Below are 24,223 nucleotides of genomic sequence, written 5' to 3' on the forward strand. Positions count from 1 at the left end.
AAATAAGATAAACTGTCGCGTCTTTGCGACTTTGCAAAAAATGAAAAAAATAACAGTAATAGGCGGTGGTCCGGGCGGACTCTATTTTTCCATACTAACCAAAAAAGCAATGCCTCATTGCCAAATCGATGTATACGAACGGAACAAACCCGAGGACAGTTTCGGTTTTGGTGTCGTATTTTCCGATGAAACATTAGGTGAGTTTTTAATGCGGGATTTAAAATCCTACGAACTCATTCGTAGCGAATTTGCTTATTGGGATGATATTATTGTGGCTCGTGATGGGCAAACTGTAAATATCTCCGGTAACGGATTTTGTGGTTGTTCGCGTAAAACTTTACTGAAATTATTGCACCAACGTTGCCGTGAAGAAGGTGTTAGCCTTCATTTCGAACAAAATGTAGATGATTTAAATCAGTTTACCGATTCGGATATCATTGTAGCTTGTGACGGAATTGGAAGTGCCATTCGAACACAATTTGCTTCTGAATTTGGAACCAAAATTGAACTCAAAAAGAACCGTTTTGTATGGTTAGGTTCCACCAAGCCATTAGAAGCATTTACTTATTTTTTCCGGTCCACACCACAGGGAATGATTGTCGCTCATACCTACCAATACGAAGAAGGTATGAGTACTTGGATTTTTGAATGCAGTGATGAAACTTATCAAAACTTTGGTTTTGAAGTCACAAACGAAGAAGATACCATTCAAAAAATTGCTGAAATTTTCAAAGATGAATTAGACGGTCATCAACTCATTTCCAATAAATCGCATTGGCGGCAATTTCCGCATGTAACCAATGAAAAATGGTCACACAACAACATAGTTTTATTGGGCGATGCGAAAGCCACAGCCCACTACTCGATTGGCTCGGGAACAAAATTAGCGATGGATTGTGCCATTGGTTTATCAGATGCTGTAATTGCTAATTCGAATAATGTTCAAGCTGCTTTTACTCAATACGACAAAACCCGTAGAAATAAAGTGGAAATGATTCAATATGCTGCTTTGGTTTCCTTGGATTGGTTTGAAAACATGGACAGACATTTGCAACATCCATTCTATCAATTTGCTTTTGGTTGTATGACACGTTCCAAAAAAGTGACGTTTGAAAACCTGCAAATTCGTGATAAATCGTTTACTGATAAAGTGTTGCATGAATTCAATACATTAAACAACTGTCAGACTGAGCTTATCGAAGTCCCTCCCGCTTTTTCCCCTTTCAAATTAAGGAATTTAGAAGTAACAAACCGAATTGTGATGGCTCCTATGGGACAATATTCAGCTGAAAATGGCCTAGTCAACAATTGGCATTTGGTGCATTATGGAAGTCGAGCCACCGGTGGAGTTGGATTGATTTTAACCGAAATGACTGCTATTTCTTCAACTGGTCGTATCACTTTAGGTTGTGCGGGCATTTATAATGAAAGTCAACTAGTTGAATGGGAAAAAATCACTGATTTCATTCATCAAAACACACAAACAAAAATCGGAATTCAACTCGGACATTCAGGCAGAAAAGGTGCAATTAAAAAACCTTGGGAAGGTCAAAACGAACCGATTGAAAATGCTTGGGAATTGCTTTCCGCTTCCCCAATTCCATTCCATTCCAAAATGGCAACTCCAAAAGAAATGAGTTTGGAAAATATGGATATTATCACAACTGAATTTGTCCAAGCCACCAAAAATGCAGAACAAGCCGGTTTTGATATGATTGAATTACAAGCTCATCACGGATTTTTATTGGCATCATTTTTATCACCGTTGACGAACATACGCACCGATGAATTTGGTGGAAGTGTTGATAATCGAATCAAATTTCCATTGAGGATTTTTACTGAAATGCGAAAAGTATTTCCACAACAAAAACCAATGTCAGTTCGAATTTCTGCGTCTGATTGGGTTGAAAACGGAATTTCAGAAGATGACGTAATTTATATTGCAAATGCTTTCAAAACTGCCGGAGCAGATATCATCAACGTTTCCACCGGAAATACTGTTGAAAATCAAAAACCTCAAATGGGAAGAATGTGGCAAACTCCTTTTTCAGATTTGGTTCGAAACACGATTCACATCCCAACAATTACAGCTGGTTATATCCAAGACATTGATCAAATCAATACCATTATTTTAAACGGAAGAGCCGATTTAGTAGCGTTGGGCAGACCATTATTAGCCGATGCTAACTTTGTTAGAAATGCACAAGCGTATGAAAATGTGCAAACCATTGATATTCCGGTTCAATACAAAATGGGAAGTTCACATTTGTACCCCTTGAAAGTAGCTGAACGTAAGCAAGTTGAGGGAATGAAGAAGGCGTTGAAGCCGAAGAGTAATAAAAAATAGTATTAAGATAAAAGTATTAAGAATTAAGACCAGAACTTTTCGACTCATGTGTTTTAAAATGTAAATTAATAAATTTAAAGTAATTTCTGAAATTAGAATATTTGTAAAAATGAGAAAGTCAATAATAATTTTTATCATTTCATTTCTTTTTACATCTTGTAAATCAACCCCTTTTGTTGAAATAAAAGAAAATGAAAATGCCTATTTGATAAGAAATAACAATAGTATTGGAGAAGTTTTTAATAAAGACTTTGAATCTAGTGTGATTGAAAATTCACCCTCAAGATTTACCCCTTCAATCGAAGAAATTAATGGTGCTGAGAATATTTTAATATCAAATTTAAAAAACAAAAATAACAGTAAAGATGGTAGATATATTTTCAGAAATTTAAAGGATTATAAAAGACAATATTTAGGTTTTATTAACTCTGACGGAGATAAAATGCTACATGTTTCATTTTATTTAGACAAGAATAGTAAAAAACAAGATAATCGATTTTGGGAAGAAGAATATAAATTGATTTTGGATGGCGGAGTTTCTTATTGGATTGCAATAATTAATCTGAAAACAAATAAATTAGAAAGCTTTGCTATAAACGGCATAGCTTAAAATCTCAGTAACTCAGAGTGACTAAAAAATGAAAGAAAAAAAATCCAAAATAGAAGTTCAAGGTTTTGAAATAGCAGTTGTAAACCAAAGTAACAACGATTATATTTCATTAACAGATATTGCCAAACATAAAGACACTGCCCAAACAGATGACATTATTAAAAATTGGTTAAGAAACCGAAATACGATAGAGCTTTTGGGGTTTTGGGAAATGATTTATAACCCTAATTTTAAACCCGTCGAATTCGACGGGTTTAGAAAACAAGCTGGTTTAAACAGTTTTGTAATGACTCCTAAACGCTGGATAGAAAGTACTAACGCAATTGGTATTGTTTCAAAAGCCGGAAGATATGGTGGAACTTTTGCTCATAAAGACATTGCTTTAGAATTTGCCTCTTGGATTTCTATTGAATTCAAGCTTTACATCATTAAAGAGTTCCAACGTTTAAAAGAAAATGAAAACGAAAACTTAAATTTAGAATGGAATTTACAACGTACGATTTCAAAAATTAATTATCAAATTCATACAGATGCAATAAAAGAGAATCTAATTCCTCTTGAAATTACCAAACAACAGGCTAGTTTTGTTTACGCCAATGAAGCTGATTTACTGAATGTTGCCTTGTTTGGAATTACTGCCAAAGAATGGAGAGAAAACAATCACGATCAAAAAGGAAACATAAGAGATTTTGCGACTTTGGAGCAATTGGTAGTTTTGAGTAATTTGGAAAGCATAAATGCTTTGCTTATTCAACAAGGTTTGTCACAAAGTGAACGACTTACTCAACTCAACAAAGTTGCTATTACCCAAATGAAATCCTTAGTTCGTTCCAAAGAAGTTAAAAAATTAAAAGAGTAATCAATGAAACACTTCCAAGACAACTTCGCCCATGATTCCTTACCGAGTATTGACTTGCAACCGACCTATTTAAAAGGTTGGTACGAGAACGAAATGCTTAATTGTGTCGAACGTCTTTTAGATTCTCACATCAAAAATGGTAATGGAAACAATCCTTGTCTTCGAACCTTCAAAAAAACGTGGACGTATCAGGATTTGTTTGAAAAAGCCAATCAAATTGCTCATGTTTTAGTAGATGACTTAGGTTTGCAATCCGGAAACCGTGTTCTCATTCGGTCTGCGAATAACCCAATGATGGTGGCGTTATGGTTTGGAATTTTAAAAGCGGGCGGAATTGTCGTTGCAACCATGCCTTTGTTGCGTTCGAAAGAATTAACAACTATCATCGACTGTGCCGAAATATCCCACGTGTTTTGCGACATTGCGTTGGAAGAAGAAATGAATCATGTACATTCTGATTTCTTAAAAAGAGTCTGCAAATTTTGTGGTTCTGAAAGTGGCACTTCCGAATTGGAAAACTTAGCAATGAACAAACCCAAAACGTTTGATAATTTCCATTCAAAATCGGATAGTGTTGCCTTAATCGGATTTACTTCCGGAACGACGGGTTTGCCTAAAATGACGGCTCATTACCACAAAGATATTTTGAATAGTTGTGAAGCGTTTCCAAACTATTCGCTTCAACCGACACCAAATGATATATTTACCGGTAGTCCGCCACTGGGTTTTACCTTTGGTTTGGGTGGATTGGTTTTGTTTCCTTTGTATTTTGGAGCTTCTACTTTTTTAATCGAAAAACCTACACCGGATAGTTTATTGGAAGCTATTCAGGAACATAAAATTACTATTTGTTTTACAGCTCCAACTGCTTGGAGAGTCATTACTACAAAAGTAAAAGAGTACGATGTTTCCAGCCTTCGCAAATGTGTCTCTGCCGGTGAAACCTTGCCGTTAAAAGTTTGGGAAGATTGGCACAACGCCACCGGTTTAAAAATCATTGACGGAATCGGTGCGACAGAAATGCTACACATATTTATCTCTTCCAACGAAGACAACATGAAACCCGGTTCAACAGGATTAGTGGTTACAGGTTATGAAGCGAAAATCATAGATTTAAAAGGCAATGAAGTTGCCAGAAACGAACCCGGCCGTTTAGCCGTTCGCGGAATTACAGGTTGCAAATACCTCAATCGCACTGATAAACAACAAGAATATGTACAAAACGGATGGAATTTAACGGGTGATATTTTTAAACAAGATGCCGACGGTTACTTCTGGTTTATCGCTCGTGGCGACGATATGATCATATCTTCCGGCTATAATATTGCAGCAATTGAAGTAGAATCCGTACTTTTAACCCACGAAGAAATTTTGGAATGTGCCGTTGTTGGTTTACCTGATTCTGAACGTGGGATGTTGGTTTGTGCTCATATTGTTTTAAAAGACGCATCTAAAGCAACAGATAATATGAAAAACCATATTCAACACTGGTTCAAAGAAGTAGCAGCACCGTATAAATACCCTAGAGTGATTTATTTTACAGAGGTTTTACCAAAAACGGAGACAGGGAAAATACAACGGTTTAAGTTAAAGTAGAGAAGTATTAAGATGAGAGTATTAAGACATTAGGTATGAAAACAAAATTTATTTTACTTTTTTTGGTCATCTATTCTTCATGTATCTCACAAGAAAATGAAGCTCTTGATTCAATTTTTAACCAAACAAAAAATATTGAAATCATGGCTTTTTATGACAGGGAAAAATGGGATCGCGAAGATAGTTTTACGGATGTCAACTACATAAAAAACAACACTATTGAAATAAAAGAAAAATATGTAAGAAATAGAATTCTTTTAGACCAAGATCAAATAAACAAATTGAAATCAGAATTAGAAAAATGTAAAACTGAAGATGTCGAGCCTGCTGATTGTTATTGGCCTAGACATGTTCTAATTTTCACCAACACTAAAAATGAAATATTTGGGTATATTGAAATATGTTTTAGTTGTAGTAATACACTATCGTCAAAAAATCTTCAATTCTTGGAACGCTGTGCTTTGAAACAAGAAAAATTATTTAAAGAATTTGGAATAACTTATTTTGAAGAAACAGACGAAGAAATTAAAGAGTTAAATAGAAAAAGAGAAGAAAAACAGAGCAAATTTGAAGAAAAAATGAAAGCTATTGAAGACAAAAATAAAATAAACAATGACTAAAACTTTCACCAAACAAGAAAAAATAAAATTCAAACACATCGACTACGCCGGTATCGTTTTCTATCCACGCTTTTTAGAAATGCTTAACGATTTAGTGGAAGATTGGTTTGAAGAAGCACTCGACCGACCTTTTTCCAAAATGCACGAAACCAATGGTATTCCAACCGTTGATTTGAAAATACAATTCAAAAACCCAGCTCGATTGGGAGAAGTCTTAACCAAAAAATTATGGGTAAAAGACCTTGGCTTTGCTTCAGTTTTATGCGGATTTCAATTTGTAAATGAAAATAACATAACCGTTTTAGAAGGCGAAGTAACCCTTGTCAATGTAAAAATAGCCGATGACCGTGAAAAAATTAAAGCAGAAGGTTTTACAGAAGAAATGAAAAATAAAATTATGAATTACAAATTATGAATTACGTTTTAATCTCGTTTTCAATTCATAATTCGTAATTTTAAATTCGTAATTTAAAAACTATGAACTTTCCAAAATTCAAAGCCGCCGCCGTCCAAACTTCCCCCGTTTTTTTAAACGTGGAAAAAACTATTGAAAAAGCCATTTCTTTTATAAAAGAAGCTAATTCAAACGGAGCCCAATTAATCGCTTTCCCGGAAGTGTTTGTCGCTGGATATCCCTATTGGAATTGGATTATGACACCCGTTCAAGGCAGCAAATGGTATGAACAATTGTATAAAAATTCAGTCGCTGTTACCGATGAGTCGATGAAACCACTATTCAAAGCAGCAAAAGATTTCAATATGCACATTGTTATCGGAATCAATGAACGTGGCGATAGTTATGGCGAAATTTACAACACCAATCTCATCATTGATAACAAAGGAATTTTAATAGGCAAACACCGAAAGTTAGTCCCAACCTGGGCAGAAAAACTTACGTGGTCAAGCGGAGATGGTTCCTCGTTAAAAGTATACAAAACCGGAATCGGCCCTATTGGAACCTTAGCGTGTGGTGAAAACACCAATACGCTAGCTCGATTTACGTTATTATCGCAAGGCGAATTGATTCACATTGCCAATTACATTTCACTTCCCGTGGCTCCACCCGATTACAATATGGCGGAAGCAATTAAAATCCGTGCCGCTGCTCATTCGTTTGAAGGAAAATTATTTACCGTTGTTTCCTGTTCCACCATTTCGAAAGAAATTATGGATGTTTTGAAACCGGATGTACCGAATATTGAAGAGTTATTGACTCGAAAAAGTTCCGCTTTCTCCGGAATTATTGGTCCAAACGGAGCAGTTGTGGGCGAACCATTAATTGATGACGAAGGAATTGTGTATGCCGATATTGATTTGGAGAAATGCATCCAACCCAAACAGATGCACGATATTTTGGGACATTACAACCGATTTGATATCTTTGATTTACGAGTAAATACCGCTCCCACAAGAAAGATTACCTTTATTGATAATCATGAGGAGTTTAATAAAAAATAACAATAATGGACGCAAAACATTCAGACGATGTATACGGTAGAGCCCGAGTTCAAGACTCCGATGAACTAAAAGCCTACTATAAAGAATTAGAAAATTTAGGAGCAGGTGCTCTATGGACAGTGGCCAACGATATCGAACCTTGGGAGCCACGAGCCAACTCTGTACCAATGTTATGGAAATACGATGATTTACGGGAATTAGTCTTGAAATCCTCCGAACTAGTAACACCGGAACAAGCAGGACGCCGAGTGGTGTATTTAGTCAACGATAAACGAAAAGAGGTGGCAGCCGCAGTAGGATGGTTATACACTGGCATTCAAGTGACTCGTCCGGGAGAATTTACTTCCGCTCATCGTCACCGTGCCTCTGCCCTTCGTTTCATCATGGAAGGCGAAAAAGGATACACGGTCGTAGATGGCAATAAAATTATGTTGGAAGTTAACGACTTTGTGATAACACCCAATTCAACTTGGCACGAACACGGCGTGGAAGAAGGCGGAAAAACCTGTATTTGGCAAGACGGTCTCGATATTCCGTTAGTAAACGCCTTAGAAGCTAACGATTATGCAGTTTTAGAAGGCAAACAGCAATTAGTTGCACCGTTAAACTATTCTCCCATTACTTATGGTTGTGCTGGTTTAATTCCTGCGGATAAAGCATGGGACAAATCGTATTCGCCACTTTTCAAATATTCGTGGTCAAAGGTATATCCGACATTATTAGAAGCTCAAAAAGTGAATGATGTCAATTCGTTTGATGGTGTTTTTATGAAATATTCCAATCCGTTAACAGGTGGACACGTGATGCAAACGATGGGAGCCTCAATGCAACTATTACCCGCCGATTTCAAAGGAAAAGCCCACAAACATACCGGTTCTTTTGTCTATCAATGTGCCAAAGGGAAAGGCTATTCGATTATCAACGGAAAACGTTTCGATTGGAAGGAAAGAGATATTTTCTGTGTGCCGTCTTGGGCTTGGCATGAACACCACAATGCATCAGATTCAGAAGACGCTTGCCTGTTTTCTTTTAATGATTTACCGGTTATCGAAAAATTGGGCTTGTATCAGGAAAGAGACTATCAAGAAAATAATGGATATCAAAGAGTTTAATATCAACACAACAATGAAAAAATTAATTTTAATTTTATTACTGATACCAGTTACTTCAATTTATTCTCAAACAAAGAATTTCATTGATTTACCTTATTTAGAAACATCCGCCAAAGTTGATACATTGGTAACTCCTGATCGAATTTATTTGACTGTTCTACTCCTTGAAAAGGACACAAAAGGCAAGATATCTTTAGAAGAGTTGGAAACAAAAATGGTTAACAAATTGAAAGTTATAGGAATTGATGTCTCAAAACAGCTTACACTAACGGATTTATCTAGTGATTTCAAAAAATATTTTCTGAAACAACAAGATGTTCAAAAAGCAAAAATGTATTCAGTTCTTGTTTACGATGCAAAAACCGCCGGAAAAGTAATTGTTGAATTGGAAGAAGAGAATATTTCTAATATAACTCTAGAAAAGACAGAATATTCTAAAATGGAGGAATTGAAATTAGAATTAAAAAGTCGGGCAATTTTAAAAGCTAAACAAAATGCTTTAGCAATGGTACAGCCTTTAAATCAAAAGGTTGGAGTAGCAATCTACATATCTGATTCAAATAGTAATAGTACAAATGTTCTGCAAGGTCGAGTTGGTGGTATCATGATAAGAGGAGCTTCAAGTTTAACAACATCTAAATATGAATATATAGCTGATGATATTGAATTTGAAAAAATTAAAGTTGAATCTGAAGTATTTGTGAAATTTAAAATTGAATAACATTAACCAAACCATAGAACATAAGTTCCTCAGTACCCTAGAACCTTTACAAAAATGAAACTACTCACCTACACCTTCGAAAACTCAAAACCCCGCCTGGGATTTCTTCACAATAACCAAGTAATCGACATGGAAGACTTTGGAGAAATATCTAATTTTCCACTTCCTAATGATATGTTGGAATTAATTGATTTAGGTTTTGAAATCATTGAAGAGATAACTGAATTAATTCGTGAAACTCCTGAAAAAGATTTTGAAGAAATCAGTTATGAATTGTCCGAAATTCAATTGGTTGCACCCATTCCAAAACCGAGAAAAAACATCATCGGTATTGGTTTAAATTATACCGAGCATGTGGCTGAAAGTGCAAGAACATTAGACACCACAGGCAAACTACCTCAAAAACCAATTATCTTTTCCAAACCACCCACAACGGTAACGGGCACTAATACAAATATTTTATTGAACCCAAAACTGACCCAACAATTAGATTGGGAAGTGGAATTGGCAGTAATTATTGGTAAAAAAGGAAAGTATGTCCCTAAAGCAGATGCTTTGGATTATGTCTTTGGTTACACGGTTATCAACGATATTTCGGCTCGTGACTGCCGTCGTGAAGGTCAGTGGATTGTTTCCAAAGGACAAGACACCTTCGCTCCGATGGGTCCGTATTTAGTGACGAAGGATGAACTTCCGAATCCGCACAACTTAAATTTATCCTTAAAGTTAAACGGGGTGGAAAAACAAAATTCAAACACGAAGTTTCTACTATTCAACATCAACGATTTAATCGAAGATTTAAGTACCGTTTTCACCCTTGAACCGAGCGACATCATTGCAACGGGTACACCATCAGGTGTTGGTGCCGGACGCACTCCACAAGAATGGATGTGGAATGGCGATGTTGTCGAAGCCACTGTGGAAGGAATTGGAACGATTGTGAATACGGTGAAGGAAATTTAGATTTGAGAAAATAGAATATAGAGAAAAGACAATAGACTTTGCGAACTTTGCGTAAACCTTTGTGCTCTTCGTGGTTAAAAAAAATAATATGAAAAAATATAGAATAGGCCAAATAGTCCCCTCCTCCAACGTTACCATGGAAACTGAAATCCCGGCTATTTTTAGAGCAAGGGAAACCATTTTACCGGAACGTTTTACCTTTCATTCTAGCCGTATGCGAATGAAAAAAGTAACCAAAGAAGAACTCGAAGCCATGGATGCCATGAGTTTGAAATGTGCTCAGGAATTGTCGGATGCTCATGTAGATGTGATGGGATATGCTTGCTTAGTAGCGATCATGAGCATGGGTCGCGGCTATCATTGTGTTTCTGAGGTAAATTTACATCAAGAGACAATTGCGAACGACTTCCCTACGCCTATTGTCACTTCTGCCGGTGCTTTGATTAACGGATTGAAAGTCTTGGGAGCTAAACAAATTTCCATCATCACACCGTATATGCGACCCCTTACGGATAAAGTAGTGGATTATATAGAACACCAAGGCATCAAAGTGAAAGAAAGTATTGCACTTGAAATCCCGGATAACCTAGAAGTGGCTGCCCAAAACCCAATGAATTTATTGGAAATTTACAAACAATTGGATTTAACCGATGTGGATGTGTTAGTGGCTTCTGCCTGCGTTCAAATGCCTTCTTTGGAAGCTATTGATTTAATTCAAGCGGAATGTGGTATACCGGTAACTTCAGCAGCGGTTTGCACCACGTATGAAATGATGAAAAAGCTTGGCATTAAAGCAAAATCAAGTATTGGTGGAGAATTATTAAACGGGAAGTATTAGTGATTTTTAATCAATTGTGATAATCTTACCATAATTCCATTTTACTTTTTTTAAATTTGACTATTACCAAAAAAAAGTAATTATGAAAAGAAAAGCTACGGCCGTTTGGAACGGTACAGGAAAAGAAGGCAAAGGTCATTTAACAACGCAAAGCACAGTTTTAAACAAAACCCAATATTCGTTTGGCTCCCGTTTTGAAGAAGGCATCGGAACCAATCCCGAAGAGTTGATAGCAGCCGCTCATGCCGGTTGTTTCACCATGAAATTGAGTTTTAACCTAACGAAAGCCGGTTTCCCTCCGGAAGAATTACAAACAGAAGGTCAAATCACGTTTGAAGACGGTGCCGTAACCAAATCGCATTTGGTGCTGAAAGCCAAAGTCGCCGGTATTTCAGAAACCCATTTTGCTGAATTGGTCAAAGATGCCGAATTGAACTGCCCGATTTCGAAATTATTGAATACAGCAATATCGGCGGAGTTTACTTTGAATTAACCCCATCTTTATAGATATAAAAGGACATGCAAAACTTGTCCTTTTTTGTTTTCCGTTATTTTAATTTAAGCGTACAAGCTTCACAAAGAGCCAACTGAGCGTTATCAATGGTTGCCACACTTTCAACAGCATCAGTCATCACACAAGATTTATCCGGACAATGAGGTAAACCTAAATTATGTCCAAATTCGTGAACGGCCACTTTCTTTAAGCGGGTGAAATGTTTTTGTTTGTCGGAATGTTTGATTCGAAACGTGGAAACTATACAACTGTTTCCCGGACAATACGCCAAACCCATAATACCCCAATCAGCATACTTATAAACGGGTGATTTGATTTTTCCATTGTTGTCTTTTTTGGTTACCGAAATATCCTGATGGGTCAATCCCAATACAAAATCTAAAGTATCCACTTTGAGACGCTTTTGTATTTTAATCAAACTGTCTGCTCGGTATCGGGCTGATTTTACTTGAATAAAAGCATTTTTAGGAAGTGGTAGTTCAGGCAAAACCACCGTTTTCAAATCATAAAATTCACTTATGACTTTTGCAATGGTATCGGTTTTGTCTTTCGGAAAATCGTTGTAAGGTTGGATGCCTACTAGTGTACTTTTGTCAATTTTGGGTTGACACGATACGAGTAAAATCAGTAAAAAGCAAAGGTATTTATACATGAATTATATTTTTAGTAATTATAATTTTAAATTCTAAAATATAAAAACTCAATAAAGGAATTAAAATTTTAAACAGAATCAATTATTTTAATAAAATGAGGCATTTTTACTTTTTCCTTCCTGCTAATACTGCGACCACATCCTCCAACGAATGTTCTTTTGCCGCGAGTAAAATTAAATAGTGAAAAAGTAAATCGGCACTTTCGTTTAAAAACAAATTGGTATTAGAATCTTTTGCTTCAATAATTACTTCAACGGCCTCCTCGCCTACTTTTTGTGCAATGGCATTGATTCCATTAGCAAAAAGACTTGAAACATAACTCGATTCATTATTAAGATTTTCTTTTCGAGACTGAATCGTTGCTTCCAATTGCGATAAAAACCCATAGTTTGCTTTGTTCGGTTCGTTCCAACAAGTATCCGAACCGGTGTGACAAGTAGGACCTTCAGGTTTGACTTGTATCAACAAAGTATCATCATCGCAATCATTTTTAATCGTGATGACCTTTAAAAAATGGCCGCTTTCTTCACCTTTCACCCAAATTCTGTTTTTAGACCGACTGAAAAATGTTGTCTTTTTGGTTGCGATGGTTTGTTGCAAGGATTCCTCGTTCATATAACCCAACATCAACACTTTTTGGGTTTCAAAATCTTGAATAATGGCAGGAACTAAACCCTGAGGGTCTTTTGAAAAATTGACTTTCATAATTATTGTCTAATGGGTATATTATTATTTTGTAACACTTTTTTTAACTCTGGAATTTGTATTGTTCCAAAGTGAAACACACTCGCTGCCAATGCAGCATCGGCTTTTCCAAAATGGAAAGCATCAATGAAATCTTCCATTTTTCCGGCACCTCCGGAAGCGATGATGGGAATGTTTACCGTCTCTGAAAGTTGAGCAAGCATTTCATTGGCAAATCCGTTTTTTGTACCATCGTGATTCATGGAAGTAAAGAGCAATTCGCCGGCTCCGTTTTGTTCGACTTCTTTGGCCCAATCCAATAAAAACAATTCAGTGGGAATCTTTCCACCGGAACGATAAACTCGCCATTGCTTATTTTCCAACTTTGCATCAATTGCCACCACGATGCATTGGTTGCCAAATTCACGGGAAAGTTCGCCAACTAATTTCCTATTCGTAATGGCAGAGCTGTTGATTGCAATTTTATCTGCTCCGTTTTTAAGTAAGGCTTCTACATCATTGATGGAGGCAATTCCACCTCCTACCGTAAAAGGAATATTGATGGTGGTCGCAATTTCACGAACCAATGCTTGCAACGTTTTTCGATTTTCCAGCGTTGCCGTAATATCTAAAAACGCCAATTCATCCGCACCTTGTTCGGAATACTTTTGAGCTAATTCCACCGGATTTCCAGCATCTATTAAATCAAGAAAATTAACTCCTTTAACCGTGCGACCGTTTTTAATATCTAAACAGGGAATAATTCTTTTGGTTAACATGATTCGAATGATTGTGGTGAAAGAATATATTGTTCCAATTGTTTCAAAGAAATAACACCTTCATAAATTGCTTTGCCCAAAATAGCTCCTTCGCATCCTACCGCAGCTACTTTTTGTAAATCGGAAAGGTGTGTAATCCCTCCGGAAGCAATTAATTGAAGTGTTGGAATCTCAGAAATAATTTTTTTGTATAGTTTAGCATTAGGACCAAGCAACATGCCATCTTTAGCAATATCTGTACATATAACTGTCGAGATTCCCTTTTTTACATAAGCTATAATAAAAGGAATTAATTCCAACTCACTGGTTTCTGTCCAGCCTGAAACGGCAATTTTACCGTTGTTTTGATCGGCTCCTAACAGAATTCGGTCCGCTCCATATGTTGCAATCCATTGTTGAAACAACTCCGGATTCTTTACCGCAATGGAACCGCCGGTAATTTGCAAAGCTCCGCATTCAAAAGCAACTTTTAAATCGGCATCCGATTTTAATCCGCCACCGAAATCAATTTTTAAATTGGTTTTTGATGCTAGTTGTTCCAAAATCTTATAATTGGTAATCTGACCGATTTTCGCACCGTCTAAATCGACCAAATGCAAATAGTTGATGCCGTGCGATTCGAATGCTTTGGCGACTTCCAATGGGTTTTCGTTGTATATTTTTTGGGTGCTGTAATCGCCTTTGGACAAGCGTACACACTTTCCGTCGATGATATCAATGGCTGGGATAATTCGCATATTATAATTTTAAAAAATTAGACAGCAATTGGGATCCTACTTTTCCACTCTTTTCCGGATGAAACTGAACCCCGTAAAAATTATTCTTTTGTAAGGCGGACGAATACGTACAATCATAGGCTGTTTCAGCTATGGATTCAGAACATTTTGGGGCGTAATAGCTATGAACAAAATACATGAACTCACACTCGCTAATTCCTTTGAAAAGAGCAGATTGCAAATTATTTATTTTGTTCCAACCGGTATGAGGTGTTCGCACGTCTTTGGGAAAACGAATAACAGTTGCATCGAAGATTTCCAGACCTTTGGTGTTGCGTTCTTCGCTGAAAGCACACATCAATTGCATGCCTAAACAAATACCTAAAACAGGTTGCTTTAAGGTGGGAATGAGTATATCCAAACCACTTTCGGTTAACTTTTTCATAGCAGTTTGGGCTTCTCCAACGCCGGGAAAAATAACCTTATCTGCCAATTGGATGGTTTCGATGTCATTACTCAAAATTCCTTCGTAACCCAATCGCTGCAATGCGAATTGTATGCTTTGAATGTTTCCGGAACCATAATCTATAATTACAATTTTCATTATAAAATGCCTTTAGTGGTGGGTAAAATCATTTTTTCTACATCGCGTTTAACCGCCATTTTAATTGCTTTTCCAAAAGCTTTAAAAATCGCTTCAATTTTATGGTGTTCATTCGTACCTTCTGCTTTAATATTCAGATTAGCTTTCGCTCCATCGGTAAACGATTTAAAAAAATGGAGAAACATCTCCGTAGGCATATCCCCTATTTTTTCTCTTTTAAAATTTGACTCCCAAACCAACCAATTTCTCCCACCAAAATCAATGGCTACTTGTGCCAAACAATCGTCCATGGGCAATGTAAATCCGTAACGTTCAATGCCTAATTTGTTTCCTAAGGCCATAGCAAACGTTTCGCCTAAAGCAATAGCGGTGTCTTCAATGGTGTGGTGTTCATCCACTTTTAAATCGCCATTAACTTCAATAATCAAATCCATTTGCCCGTGTTTGCTGATTTGTTCAAGCATGTGGTCAAAAAACGGCAAGCCGGTGTTGATTTGACTTTTTCCGGTTCCATCTAAATTTAATTCTATCTGAATAGCGGTTTCATTCGTTTTCCGAATGTTTGTGGCCACGCGATGGTCTACTTTTAAATACTCGTAAATGGCTTTCCAAGAAGTGGTTTCTAAAACAATGGTTGCAGCCAACTCATTCGAAATTTCATTTACATCGTTGACGTTTGGTGTGGAGGGAATGAAAATCGCCTTTGCTCCTAAATTCTTTGCCAATTCCACATCAGTCAAACGGTCGCCTATCACCAAAGATTCTTCTAAATTATAGTCCGCATTATTGAGGTATTTGGTCAACATTCCGGTTCTTGGTTTACGTGTAGGAGCATTTTCGTGAGGAAAACTTTTATCAATTAAAATTTCAGAAAACACAATGCCTTCATTTGCAAACGCGTTCACAATAAAATTTTGTGTAGGCCAAAAAGTTTCTTCCGGAAAAGAATTGGTTCCCAAACCATCTTGATTAGTTACCATTACTATTTCATAATCTAATTCTTTAGCAATTTTTGATAGATAGAAAAATACTTTAGGATAAAATTCTAATTTTGACAAATTGTCTAATTGAAAATCGGAGGGTTCAATCACCAAGGTTCCGTCGCGATCGATAAATAATACTTTTTGAGCCATTACAGTTGTTTTAAAATGGTTAATAGTTGTTCATTCTCTTTTCGTGTGCCAATGGTAATTCGTAAACAGTTTTCACAAAGGGGTTGGTTGCTTCTGTTTCGTACCACTATTCCTTTAGAAAGCAGTTGCTGGTAACGCAAATTGGCATCGTCTACACGTATCAATATAAAATTAGCATCGGTTGCAAAGACTTTTACCACAAAGGATAATTTGCTCAATTCCTCTATCAAAATTGTCCGTAATCCAAGTAAGGCAGCAAGATCATTTTTGAGTTTATCGGACTGATTCAAACTTAAAATAGCTTGTCTTTGCGACAACGAATTGATATTGTACGGTGGTTTAATTTTATTTAAAATCGAAATGATCGCTGGCGAAGCATACAACACGCCAATACGAATTCCTGCCAAACCATAGGCTTTTGAAAGTGTTTGGGTAATAATTAAATTGGGATAGGTTTCCAATTGCGTGAGCCAGCTTTCTTGGGTGGAAAAATCGATGTACGCCTCATCAATCACCACAAATCCTTGAAAACTTTTCACAATTTTTTCGATGGATGCCCGGCTGAATGAATTACCCGTTGGATTATTGGGCGAACACAAAAAGATAATTTTAGTTTGGTTGGTCACTTGATTTAAAATTTCGTCCACATCTAATTGAAAGTCGGCTGTTAAAAACACTTCCCGGTTTTCCACAGCGTTTAATTGTGATAAAACGCCATACATTCCATAAGTTGGCGGATGAGTAATTACGTTATCTTCCTTGGGTTCACAAAAGGCTCTTAAAATTAAATCCAACACTTCATCGCTTCCGTTACCAATTAAAATGGAAGTTTCAGCAACCTTTTTTTGCTTGGACAAAACTTGCTTCAAGGATAATTGCTTTGGATCAGGATAACGATTCAGGCCTGTTTCAAATGGATTTTCATTCGCATCCAAAAAAATTAATTGTTGATTGGTAGACGTAAATTCATCGCGTGCAGAGGAATAGGAACGCATTTCTCGTACGTTTTTTCGAATCATTGGTTCTAGTTTAAACACTTGCATAAAACTACTTTTTATTAGATTTTAAATCGGTCAAACGCAAGGTCACTGCATTTTTGTGACCTTGTAATCCTTCAGCTTCAGCCATGATTTCAATGGTTTTTCCAATGTTTTGAATACCAACAGCTGAAATTTTTTGATAGGTAATTGCTTTTAAAAAACTATCTAAATTGATACCTGAATAATTTTTACTGAACCCATTGGTTGGCAAGGTGTGATTGGTTCCCGAAGCATAATCTCCTGCACTTTCCGGAGTAAAATTCCCGATAAAAACAGAACCTGCATTTTGAATTCCTTTCAGATAAAAATCTTCGTCTTTGCTGCAAATAATCAAGTGTTCCGGACCGTATTCATTCACTAAATCCAAAATATCCGATATTGATTCACAATAAATCAATTTCGAGTTAGCAATCGCTTTGGCTGCTATTTCCTTTCTGGGAAGCAGTTCCAATTGATTGTTGAGTTCCTTAGTAACTTCTTCCATCAGTGCTTTTGAATTGGTTACCAACAAAACTTGACTGTCAACTCCGTGTTCGGCTTGACTCAGTAAATCGGAAGCGACATATTTAGGAATAGCAGTTTCGTCGGCAATAACAAGCAATTCGGAAGGTCCGGCCGGCATATCAATGGCTACACCAAATTGCGTGGCATATTGTTTGGCAGCGGTAACATATTGATTTCCGGGACCAAAAATTTTATACACTTTCGGAATGGTCGACGTGCCAAAAGTCAGCCCCGCAATGGCTTGAATACCTCCCACCTTATAAATTTTTGTTACACCACACAATTGAGCAGCATATAAAATAGCCGGATGTATTTTTCCTTCCTTAGTTGGTGGCGAGCATAAAACAATTTCCTGACAACCCGCGAGTGAAGCCGGAATAGCCAACATCAAAACCGTTGAAAATAAAGGAGCGGTGCCACCAGGAATATACAAACCTACTTTTTGAATGGGCTTCTTTTCTTGCCAACAAACAACATCTGTTTGGGTTTCTACTCGAACTTGCATTGTTTTTTGAGCCGCGTGAAAAGCTTCAATATTTTGCTTTGCTGTTGCAATCGCTTCTTTTAATTCAGAAGGAACCAATTGAAGGGCTTCTTCCATTTCTGATGGCGAAACAGTTATGTTTGTTACCGAAACACCATCTAAATAGGCAGTATATTTTTGAATGGCGGCATCACCTTTTGCTTGTATTTCCTTAAAAATAGATTGAACAGTTTCTTCGATTTGATCGAATTGTAAGGTTGGACGTTTTAAAAGTTCCGCCCAAGTTTCGGGTTTTGGATTGGTGTATTTTTGCATGATGATAGATTTATAAAACGATTTTTTCAATGGGACAAACTAAAATTCCTTCGGCTCCAGCTTCTTTCAATTGGTCGATTACCTCCCAAAATTGATCTTCGTTGATGACCGAATGTAAACTGCTCCAACCTTCTTCTGCCAAAGGCATAATCGTTGGACTTTTTAAAACCGGAAGAATAGCACTCACTTTTGCGATGCTGGAATTGGGGACATTCATTAAAATATATTTTGATTTTCGGGCTTTGAGCACCGATTGAATGCGAAATTGCAGTTGATTAACAATTTTTTCAACAGGAGGTGAAAGTTTGGGCGAAACAGCCAATACGGCTTCACTTTTCATAATCACTTCCACTTCTTTCAAATTGTTTTTAAATAAGGTACTTCCGCTGGAAACGATATCTACTATCGCATCGGAAAGTCCAATGTTCGGGGCGATTTCAACGGAACCGGAAATTTCGTGAATGTCAATGGTCACCTTTTTGGAATTGAAATAATTCAAAACGGTTTTGGGGTAAGATGTCGCCACCCGAAGTCCGTTTAAATCTTGAATAGAATTGTAGGCAAAGTTCTGCGGAACCGCAATGGAGACTTTACATTTAGAAAAGCCTAACTTTTCAACGACTTGAATCGGATAGCCTTTTTCAACCAACAGGTTATCGCCAACAATGGCTGCATCTACTACTCCATCCACCAAATACTGTGGGATGTCTGAGTTTCGCAGAAATAATACTTCCAACGGAAAATTAGAAGCCGTAACTTTTAATTGATCGTTCCCGTTGCTGATGGAAATTCCGCAGTCTCTGAGAATTTGAATGCTTTCGTCATGTAAACGTCCGGATTTTTGAATGGCAATTTTTAATAGACTCATTTTTTAATTTGGGTTATGATGAGTATATCCGGCAGTGGTAGAAAATAAAAACCCGCTTGATATACTCAAACGGGTTTATAATTTATGTTTATTTACTACATAACATCATTACCTCGCATGAGCGTGGAAAAAATGATGATGATGATGTAATAAATTGGTGTACATGTTAAATAATTATAGTGCAAACTTATGCTAAAAAATGATTCGTTGGTTGTAAACAGTTGTCAAAGTATAGTTAAAAAAATAGTTGTCCAATTTATATTACTATCATTACTTAATTAGCAAAGGATTGCTCGGCAGTGTGTTTCGTATTGGTAGAGGGTTTTCCATTCTCATCTTTTCTGTTCGTTCTTGTTTTTGGTGTTGCTTCTGAATGGCCGTCTGTTGGTGTAAAACGTTTTTTTAATTGCTTGTGTCTACATAGTTTCCGGAGTAGTTTCCGGTTATCACTTCGCCATCTTCTCTGGTGAAAGTGAAGGTAAAGTTTAGGGTAGTTGCCGTAATGGAATTTATAGTGACTGAGCCGGCGGTAGTCATAAAGCCACTTTGGTTATCATCTATAATTGTATTTCCCCCTGAAACTTGAAAATTGTCAAGGTTTGCGTTTTCAAGGATTTGGTAATCGGGAAAATTTGTGATGGTTCCCGGTTCGATATTGACGGCCGGAAAGTCGAAAAAAACATAATTTACACCCGTGCTTTGATTTGTTTGAAAAGGATCAACATTTGCCAAAATTATTGAAATGTCGGAAATGGTGTTGTCGATGGTGTTTTCATCACTTATGTAAGCATATTGGGTGGGATAAAAATTTCCGTTTATGTTAAAGCCATTGTTTTGTGCTTGATTTCCATCATTATCCTCTGAGGAGCAAGAAAAAGAGATAAGAATAAGTAATAATCCGGCAATTAAATTTAAGTTTTTCATTCGTTTTGTTTTTAAAATTATTTACTGTGTTTTAGGGGTTTTCGTTACAGGGTAACTTTCAACACTAACCTCACAAATATAATTAAATCTTTATTTTAGTGTTGTTCGTTATTGCTATTCAAAAGACTCGAGGATAAAGCTTGCTGAGTTTAGCGAAATAGTTTATTTCTTTTGAAGATAATTAGCCATGGTTAAGATATTCGTTTTTTCAAATTTTTCTAATTCGAGTAAATCATTGTCACCTGTTATCAAAAAATCTGCTTTTCCATCTTTAGCTAAAGCAAGAAGGAAATCATCTTTTTCATCACGAGAAAGATTTATTACACTAGTTACGTCAATAAATTCTGCTCTTGAATGAATTTCAGTCAGTAATTCATTTAAATCGGTAATTGAAAAATATTTTTTGAATTTTGGTCTACGTGCGACTTCAGCAAATTCGTCAAGTAATTCACGACTAAAAAGTAATATTAAATTTTCAGCGTTGAAAAGTTTGTCTAGTTTTCCATAGTCTTTAGAAAGTAAAAAACTAATCCAAAGATTGGTGTCTACAATAACTCTATCTTTTATTTTTGGCATAACGCTCAGCTCTAACCATTTCTACTTCCTTAGTTATCTCTTCTAAAGTAGGAACATTTGAAGAAGCTTTTTTACGAAATTTTGAAATAATCTTCATAAAATCTTGCTTTTTAGTTTCTTTAATTGAGATAAGTTTCAAGTCGGCCAAATCTTGAAGAAGTCTTGCTGCTTTGGGGTTTAGTATGTCAATCTGATATGTTTTCATATTTCAAATTTAGTAATTTTTTTCACAAGATGATTTTCTTTACGCTTTTTTTAGCATCATTTCTTTGAATTGCGTTGTTTAAAAAAATCCTGTTTCGAGGGGAAACAGGATTTTTGGGAATGCTTCATTTTATTTTTTTTATGCTGAACGTTGTTGTTGTTCCGCTTGTTTAAGGACGATGTTGAAATCGGTTCTTAAGTTTTTGGTGAATACTAAGAAGACTCTTTCCGTGATGTAGCCATCGCGTTGGAAGGTTACGGCGAACATTCCTGCATCGACACCTTTGAATTGGTAGTTGCCTAATTCTGTGGATTTGGTTGTTACCGGTACCGGTGTTTCGATGGTGATGGTTACTTTCTCGATTGGTTGGCCAAGCTCGTTTGTTATTTTTCCTTTTAGGGATAGTGTGCGGTGGCCGGTGTTGACTATTTTTCTGGATTTGAAGTATTCGTCATGGTAGGTTGCCTCGGCAAATTTTAGCATGGTTACTAACTTGTCCATACGGAATAATAGTTTGTCGTTTTCGGTGAAAAGTTCTGCGATTCCATCTGTGAAGAGGGTTTGGGTAACGATTCCTGCTCTGGTTTTTGGTAAAACGACGTTGTAGTTTTCGATGCTGTCTTTCAAGGCTTCGAGTGACGCGGTTGTTACGCCATAGTCTGCGAGGGTTGCCAGATTAGCATTAGCAATGTCGTGGATGCTTTGGCAAGTGTCGGCAATGTCGGTGTCGCGAAGTCTTAATAGGTCGGAATAGACGTAGGTTACTTCCATTTCTAGTACTTCGTTGTCGGTTGCGATGGCGAAGGCACATACTTGAGCAGCGGTTATGAAGCCGAGTTGTGTCATTTGTTCGCGTAGTTGTTCTTTCGACATACGGTTCCCTGTTCTGTTTAGGGTTTGCCCGTTTTTGAATTCTCTTAATTTGTCGACGTTTTTGCTAAACTCTTCTTTTAGCGATTCGATTTGAGGCATTTGTGCCAAGATGGTTGGTGTAGTGTTGTTTAACAAGTCTACTACCACAATTTCCATAGACAATTTGTCTTCCTGGTTAGCTTTCATAAGCATTTGGGGTTTTAAATTATTATTCTATTATTTTTTGCACTATTCTGTTTTTTAGTGCGTTACAAATCTAAACACATTTTTTTCTTACAACCAAAGAAAAATGTAAAAAAGTGTTAAAAAAGATGCTTTTTTGCATAAAGTTATATAAAAGTCTTACAATAATAATCGATTAAATACTTTTTTATTCGATAAAATGTAATTTAATACATATTGTATTACTAAATCTTTAAGGATTAGAAAGAGGATATTTGTAGGAAGGAATGTTGTGGTTCTTTTTGGTTTTGTTTTTTTTCTTTCCCCTACTCTAAAGGGTGGAAAAAAAAGCGGGTTATGGGATTGGAACGCGGATGACACGGATTGAAAGGATTTTCACGGATTTTTTATGGATATCGCTTCGCGATAGATGGATCCCGAAGTCTCGGGACGGATTTCTTTTGGTGGTGGATAGTTTTAGTTCTTTTAGTTTTTTAGTTTTTTTGATTATTTGGTTTTAAGGATGAACTACAACCGGAAGAGATTGAAAAGGAACTTTTTTGATTCTTTAGTTCTTTTGATTTTTTAGTTCTTTTGATTTTTTGAAACGTAAGATTGCTACGAAGTCGTGAGACTTCGCAGAGCCGTTACATAAGCTATTTATAGTGAACTCTTTGCGGAGGGGGTTTACATTTGATTTATTATAAAACCCCTATTTTATATACATTATGTTAGAGGAAGTTTTTTCTTTTTTAAACTTAATTGGATCATAATTTTTGATTTTTGGTTGTTTCAAATTGTCACTAAAAAATATGATTTCTTTTCCAATTCTAATTTCGTATGCTGTATGTTTAAATGAAAACTCTTTCTTATTGCAGTCGGAGTAAAGTTCTTTTATTTCTGGAACATTGTCATATGAAACTATCCATTTTATATTTTGAATTGCTTTAATTTTTTCGCTAACCCTTTTATGGTTTTTATCTTCATAATGATTCATATATAGTGAACTGGCTTTTAAATAATAAGGTGGATCAAAGTAGAAAACAATATTTTCTTTTTCAACTTCTGATTGTATTTTATCAATAAGTTTGATAGCATCTTTTCTATAAAGTCTAATATCTTTTTTATGCTTAGCAATTAATTTAATTCTTTGAATTAATTCAGCTTTATTAAACCTGCAATCCATCAAATAGTTCCCATCTTGTTCAATGCCACCCATTACACCTCCATTAATAATACCTGAACGATTTGTTCTATTCAAAAAGAAAGTGGAAAATCCAAGTGTAAGTAAATCAACATTTTTTTTATTTGTCTGAATATCTTTTTGTTTTTTCCATTCGCTAATTGTTAATTCAACATTCTCAATCATTTCACACAGTTCATTTGTTCTGTTTAAAACAGCATGCCAAAATGCATATATAGACCGGTCTCTATCATTAATTGTAATTCTCTTTACGAAACCTTCAATTAATAAAAAAAGTGCAACTGCTGCTCCACCAGAATAAGGCTCAACATAATGCCCATCAATTTTATTATCAACACATATTTTTGCAATAAATGCAGAAAGTTTGTTTTTTCCTCCGGGGTATCTTAATGGTGAATAATTCATAAAATATTAATCTGATTTTTTATTAATATCATCTAGTAATCTGTCGAAATTATTATTAAATTCTTTAACAAGTTCTTTATTCTCTTTTTTCCATTCATTTAAAACCTTAGATGCATTTCTCCCCCAAATTGATAAATGAGAGTTGAACCATTTTTTTGCCTTTTCTCTATCAGTTTTAATTTCAGTATTTGAATATTCTTGGAAGCAAAATTGATGATCAAAAGTTTCGTCAATCTCTTTCCAAATAGGGTGATTATCGTTTAAATTATTTAAAAATTCTGATAAAAATTGTTCAGGTGATTTATCTGATGGTAACAATAAAATATTTTTAATTTTGTTTATACTTCGAATTTGACTAGCATTCCTTTTAACATCTCCATCTAAAACTATTATAGAATTTGGATAAGTAAATGATGGTACTTTGACTGATGCTAATTGAATTATATTACCACATCC

27 protein-coding genes are annotated in these 24,223 nt (G+C 36.0%); 12 read left to right on the forward strand and 15 right to left on the reverse strand.

Going from position 1 to position 24,223, the window contains the following annotated elements:
• Positions 1 to 40: 40 nt before the first annotated feature.
• From C0512_RS08330 to C0512_RS08385, 12 genes are all read left to right on the forward strand, one after another.
• Positions 41 to 2,347, forward strand: coding sequence for an FAD-dependent monooxygenase (locus C0512_RS08330; protein WP_290860499.1), 2,307 nt, complete (start codon positions 41 to 43; stop codon positions 2,345 to 2,347).
• Positions 2,348 to 2,456: 109 nt separating this feature from the next.
• The gene (locus C0512_RS08335; protein ID WP_290860501.1) at positions 2,457 to 2,957 is read left to right on the forward strand and encodes a hypothetical protein; all 501 of its coding nucleotides are present in this window, start codon (positions 2,457 to 2,459) and stop codon (positions 2,955 to 2,957) included.
• Between the two features lie 28 nt (positions 2,958 to 2,985).
• On the forward strand, positions 2,986 to 3,816 hold the full coding sequence (locus C0512_RS08340; RefSeq protein ID WP_290860503.1) for a KilA-N domain-containing protein: 831 nt from the start codon (positions 2,986 to 2,988) through the stop codon (positions 3,814 to 3,816).
• A 3-nt stretch (positions 3,817 to 3,819) separates the two neighbouring features.
• Positions 3,820 to 5,412, forward strand: coding sequence for an AMP-binding protein (locus tag C0512_RS08345; RefSeq protein WP_290860505.1), 1,593 nt, complete (start codon positions 3,820 to 3,822; stop codon positions 5,410 to 5,412).
• 35 nt (positions 5,413 to 5,447) lie between these two features.
• Positions 5,448 to 6,032 (forward strand): hypothetical protein, encoded by a 585-nt coding sequence (locus C0512_RS08350; RefSeq protein ID WP_290860507.1) that lies wholly within the window; start codon positions 5,448 to 5,450, stop codon positions 6,030 to 6,032.
• Positions 6,025 to 6,447, forward strand: coding sequence for a thioesterase family protein (locus C0512_RS08355; protein WP_290860509.1), 423 nt, complete (start codon positions 6,025 to 6,027; stop codon positions 6,445 to 6,447). Before C0512_RS08350 ends, C0512_RS08355 begins: the two co-directional genes overlap by 8 nt.
• Before the next feature lie 62 nt (positions 6,448 to 6,509).
• Entirely contained in the window at positions 6,510 to 7,490 is a 981-nt protein-coding gene (locus C0512_RS08360) for a carbon-nitrogen hydrolase family protein (protein ID WP_290860510.1), read from the forward strand.
• A 5-nt stretch (positions 7,491 to 7,495) separates the two neighbouring features.
• Entirely contained in the window at positions 7,496 to 8,602 is a 1,107-nt protein-coding gene (locus C0512_RS08365; RefSeq protein WP_290860512.1) for a cupin domain-containing protein, read from the forward strand.
• Positions 8,603 to 8,615: 13 nt separating this feature from the next.
• The gene (locus tag C0512_RS08370) at positions 8,616 to 9,323 is read left to right on the forward strand and encodes an SIMPL domain-containing protein (RefSeq protein WP_290860514.1); all 708 of its coding nucleotides are present in this window, start codon (positions 8,616 to 8,618) and stop codon (positions 9,321 to 9,323) included.
• Positions 9,324 to 9,377: 54 nt separating this feature from the next.
• A complete protein-coding gene (locus tag C0512_RS08375) occupies positions 9,378 to 10,286 on the forward strand; it encodes a fumarylacetoacetate hydrolase family protein (protein WP_290860516.1) in 909 nt (302 codons plus the stop codon).
• 88 nt (positions 10,287 to 10,374) lie between these two features.
• The gene (locus C0512_RS08380) at positions 10,375 to 11,124 is read left to right on the forward strand and encodes an Asp/Glu racemase (RefSeq protein ID WP_290860517.1); all 750 of its coding nucleotides are present in this window, start codon (positions 10,375 to 10,377) and stop codon (positions 11,122 to 11,124) included.
• 82 nt (positions 11,125 to 11,206) lie between these two features.
• Entirely contained in the window at positions 11,207 to 11,617 is a 411-nt protein-coding gene (locus C0512_RS08385; RefSeq protein ID WP_290860518.1) for an OsmC family protein, read from the forward strand.
• Positions 11,618 to 11,672: 55 nt separating this feature from the next.
• Here C0512_RS08385 and C0512_RS08390 read toward each other — a convergent pair whose 3' ends face one another.
• From C0512_RS08390 to C0512_RS08460, 15 genes are all read right to left on the reverse strand, one after another.
• Entirely contained in the window at positions 11,673 to 12,290 is a 618-nt protein-coding gene (locus tag C0512_RS08390; RefSeq protein ID WP_290860520.1) for a matrixin family metalloprotease, read from the reverse strand.
• Positions 12,291 to 12,396: 106 nt separating this feature from the next.
• Positions 12,397 to 12,996, reverse strand: coding sequence for a bifunctional phosphoribosyl-AMP cyclohydrolase/phosphoribosyl-ATP diphosphatase HisIE (hisIE, locus tag C0512_RS08395; RefSeq protein ID WP_290860522.1), 600 nt, complete (start codon positions 12,994 to 12,996; stop codon positions 12,397 to 12,399).
• 2 nt (positions 12,997 to 12,998) lie between these two features.
• Entirely contained in the window at positions 12,999 to 13,754 is a 756-nt protein-coding gene (gene hisF, locus C0512_RS08400; RefSeq protein ID WP_290860524.1) for an imidazole glycerol phosphate synthase subunit HisF, read from the reverse strand.
• Positions 13,748 to 14,491 carry a 1-(5-phosphoribosyl)-5-[(5-phosphoribosylamino)methylideneamino]imidazole-4-carboxamide isomerase gene (gene hisA, locus C0512_RS08405; RefSeq protein WP_290860526.1) on the reverse strand — a complete coding sequence of 248 codons (744 nt, stop codon included), beginning with the start codon at positions 14,489 to 14,491 and terminating at the stop codon, positions 13,748 to 13,750. Before hisA ends, hisF begins: the two co-directional genes overlap by 7 nt.
• A 1-nt stretch (position 14,492) precedes the next feature.
• Positions 14,493 to 15,074: an imidazole glycerol phosphate synthase subunit HisH gene (gene hisH, locus C0512_RS08410; RefSeq protein ID WP_290860528.1), complete on the reverse strand. Its 582-nt coding sequence runs from the start codon at positions 15,072 to 15,074 to the stop codon at positions 14,493 to 14,495.
• A complete protein-coding gene (hisB, locus tag C0512_RS08415) occupies positions 15,074 to 16,207 on the reverse strand; it encodes a bifunctional histidinol-phosphatase/imidazoleglycerol-phosphate dehydratase HisB (RefSeq protein WP_290860530.1) in 1,134 nt (377 codons plus the stop codon). The genes hisH and hisB overlap by 1 nt, the downstream gene beginning before the upstream one ends.
• Positions 16,207 to 17,250 carry a histidinol-phosphate transaminase gene (hisC, locus tag C0512_RS08420; RefSeq protein ID WP_290860532.1) on the reverse strand — a complete coding sequence of 348 codons (1,044 nt, stop codon included), beginning with the start codon at positions 17,248 to 17,250 and terminating at the stop codon, positions 16,207 to 16,209. The genes hisB and hisC overlap by 1 nt, the downstream gene beginning before the upstream one ends.
• A gap of 4 nt (positions 17,251 to 17,254) precedes the next feature.
• Complete coding sequence (gene hisD / locus C0512_RS08425; RefSeq protein ID WP_290860534.1) at positions 17,255 to 18,550, reverse strand: histidinol dehydrogenase; 1,296 nt, start codon at positions 18,548 to 18,550, stop codon at positions 17,255 to 17,257.
• 10 nt (positions 18,551 to 18,560) lie between these two features.
• On the reverse strand, positions 18,561 to 19,418 hold the full coding sequence (gene hisG / locus C0512_RS08430) for an ATP phosphoribosyltransferase (RefSeq protein WP_290860536.1): 858 nt from the start codon (positions 19,416 to 19,418) through the stop codon (positions 18,561 to 18,563).
• A 402-nt stretch (positions 19,419 to 19,820) separates the two neighbouring features.
• Complete coding sequence (locus tag C0512_RS08435; protein WP_290860537.1) at positions 19,821 to 20,342, reverse strand: hypothetical protein; 522 nt, start codon at positions 20,340 to 20,342, stop codon at positions 19,821 to 19,823.
• 162 nt (positions 20,343 to 20,504) lie between these two features.
• Positions 20,505 to 20,918 carry a putative toxin-antitoxin system toxin component, PIN family gene (locus tag C0512_RS08440; RefSeq protein ID WP_290860538.1) on the reverse strand — a complete coding sequence of 138 codons (414 nt, stop codon included), beginning with the start codon at positions 20,916 to 20,918 and terminating at the stop codon, positions 20,505 to 20,507.
• Positions 20,899 to 21,123, reverse strand: a complete 225-nt coding sequence (locus C0512_RS08445; protein WP_290860540.1) for a hypothetical protein — start codon at positions 21,121 to 21,123, stop codon at positions 20,899 to 20,901. Before C0512_RS08445 ends, C0512_RS08440 begins: the two co-directional genes overlap by 20 nt.
• Positions 21,124 to 21,261: 138 nt before the next feature.
• Positions 21,262 to 22,182, reverse strand: coding sequence for a carboxypeptidase-like regulatory domain-containing protein (locus tag C0512_RS08450; RefSeq protein WP_290860542.1), 921 nt, complete (start codon positions 22,180 to 22,182; stop codon positions 21,262 to 21,264).
• Positions 22,183 to 22,870: 688 nt separating this feature from the next.
• Positions 22,871 to 23,767, reverse strand: coding sequence for a DNA adenine methylase (locus tag C0512_RS08455; RefSeq protein ID WP_290860544.1), 897 nt, complete (start codon positions 23,765 to 23,767; stop codon positions 22,871 to 22,873).
• A gap of 6 nt (positions 23,768 to 23,773) precedes the next feature.
• The coding region (locus tag C0512_RS08460; RefSeq protein WP_290860546.1) for a hypothetical protein at positions 23,774 to 24,223 on the reverse strand (450 nt) is incomplete at its 5' end.

This window comes from Flavobacterium sp., from assembly GCF_013822155.1.
In the GTDB taxonomy this organism is placed as follows: domain Bacteria; phylum Bacteroidota; class Bacteroidia; order Flavobacteriales; family Flavobacteriaceae; genus Flavobacterium.

Coding starts and splice junctions, on each gene's coding strand:
- C0512_RS08330 (WP_290860499.1), top strand. CDS start 41: ATGAAAAAAATAACAGTAATAGGCGGTGGTCCGGGCGGACTCTATTTT.
- C0512_RS08335 (WP_290860501.1), top strand. CDS start 2,457: ATGAGAAAGTCAATAATAATTTTTATCATTTCATTTCTTTTTACATCT.
- C0512_RS08340 (WP_290860503.1), top strand. CDS start 2,986: ATGAAAGAAAAAAAATCCAAAATAGAAGTTCAAGGTTTTGAAATAGCA.
- C0512_RS08345 (WP_290860505.1), top strand. CDS start 3,820: ATGAAACACTTCCAAGACAACTTCGCCCATGATTCCTTACCGAGTATT.
- C0512_RS08350 (WP_290860507.1), top strand. CDS start 5,448: ATGAAAACAAAATTTATTTTACTTTTTTTGGTCATCTATTCTTCATGT.
- C0512_RS08355 (WP_290860509.1), top strand. CDS start 6,025: ATGACTAAAACTTTCACCAAACAAGAAAAAATAAAATTCAAACACATC.
- C0512_RS08360 (WP_290860510.1), top strand. CDS start 6,510: ATGAACTTTCCAAAATTCAAAGCCGCCGCCGTCCAAACTTCCCCCGTT.
- C0512_RS08365 (WP_290860512.1), top strand. CDS start 7,496: ATGGACGCAAAACATTCAGACGATGTATACGGTAGAGCCCGAGTTCAA.
- C0512_RS08370 (WP_290860514.1), top strand. CDS start 8,616: ATGAAAAAATTAATTTTAATTTTATTACTGATACCAGTTACTTCAATT.
- C0512_RS08375 (WP_290860516.1), top strand. CDS start 9,378: ATGAAACTACTCACCTACACCTTCGAAAACTCAAAACCCCGCCTGGGA.
- C0512_RS08380 (WP_290860517.1), top strand. CDS start 10,375: ATGAAAAAATATAGAATAGGCCAAATAGTCCCCTCCTCCAACGTTACC.
- C0512_RS08385 (WP_290860518.1), top strand. CDS start 11,207: ATGAAAAGAAAAGCTACGGCCGTTTGGAACGGTACAGGAAAAGAAGGC.
- C0512_RS08390 (WP_290860520.1), bottom strand. CDS start 12,290: ATGTATAAATACCTTTGCTTTTTACTGATTTTACTCGTATCGTGTCAA.
- hisIE (WP_290860522.1), bottom strand. CDS start 12,996: ATGAAAGTCAATTTTTCAAAAGACCCTCAGGGTTTAGTTCCTGCCATT.
- hisF (WP_290860524.1), bottom strand. CDS start 13,754: ATGTTAACCAAAAGAATTATTCCCTGTTTAGATATTAAAAACGGTCGC.
- hisA (WP_290860526.1), bottom strand. CDS start 14,491: ATGCGAATTATCCCAGCCATTGATATCATCGACGGAAAGTGTGTACGC.
- hisH (WP_290860528.1), bottom strand. CDS start 15,074: ATGAAAATTGTAATTATAGATTATGGTTCCGGAAACATTCAAAGCATA.
- hisB (WP_290860530.1), bottom strand. CDS start 16,207: ATGGCTCAAAAAGTATTATTTATCGATCGCGACGGAACCTTGGTGATT.
- hisC (WP_290860532.1), bottom strand. CDS start 17,250: ATGCAAGTGTTTAAACTAGAACCAATGATTCGAAAAAACGTACGAGAA.
- hisD (WP_290860534.1), bottom strand. CDS start 18,550: ATGCAAAAATACACCAATCCAAAACCCGAAACTTGGGCGGAACTTTTA.
- hisG (WP_290860536.1), bottom strand. CDS start 19,418: ATGAGTCTATTAAAAATTGCCATTCAAAAATCCGGACGTTTACATGAC.
- C0512_RS08435 (WP_290860537.1), bottom strand. CDS start 20,342: ATGAAAAACTTAAATTTAATTGCCGGATTATTACTTATTCTTATCTCT.
- C0512_RS08440 (WP_290860538.1), bottom strand. CDS start 20,918: ATGCCAAAAATAAAAGATAGAGTTATTGTAGACACCAATCTTTGGATT.
- C0512_RS08445 (WP_290860540.1), bottom strand. CDS start 21,123: ATGAAAACATATCAGATTGACATACTAAACCCCAAAGCAGCAAGACTT.
- C0512_RS08450 (WP_290860542.1), bottom strand. CDS start 22,182: ATGAAAGCTAACCAGGAAGACAAATTGTCTATGGAAATTGTGGTAGTA.
- C0512_RS08455 (WP_290860544.1), bottom strand. CDS start 23,767: ATGAATTATTCACCATTAAGATACCCCGGAGGAAAAAACAAACTTTCT.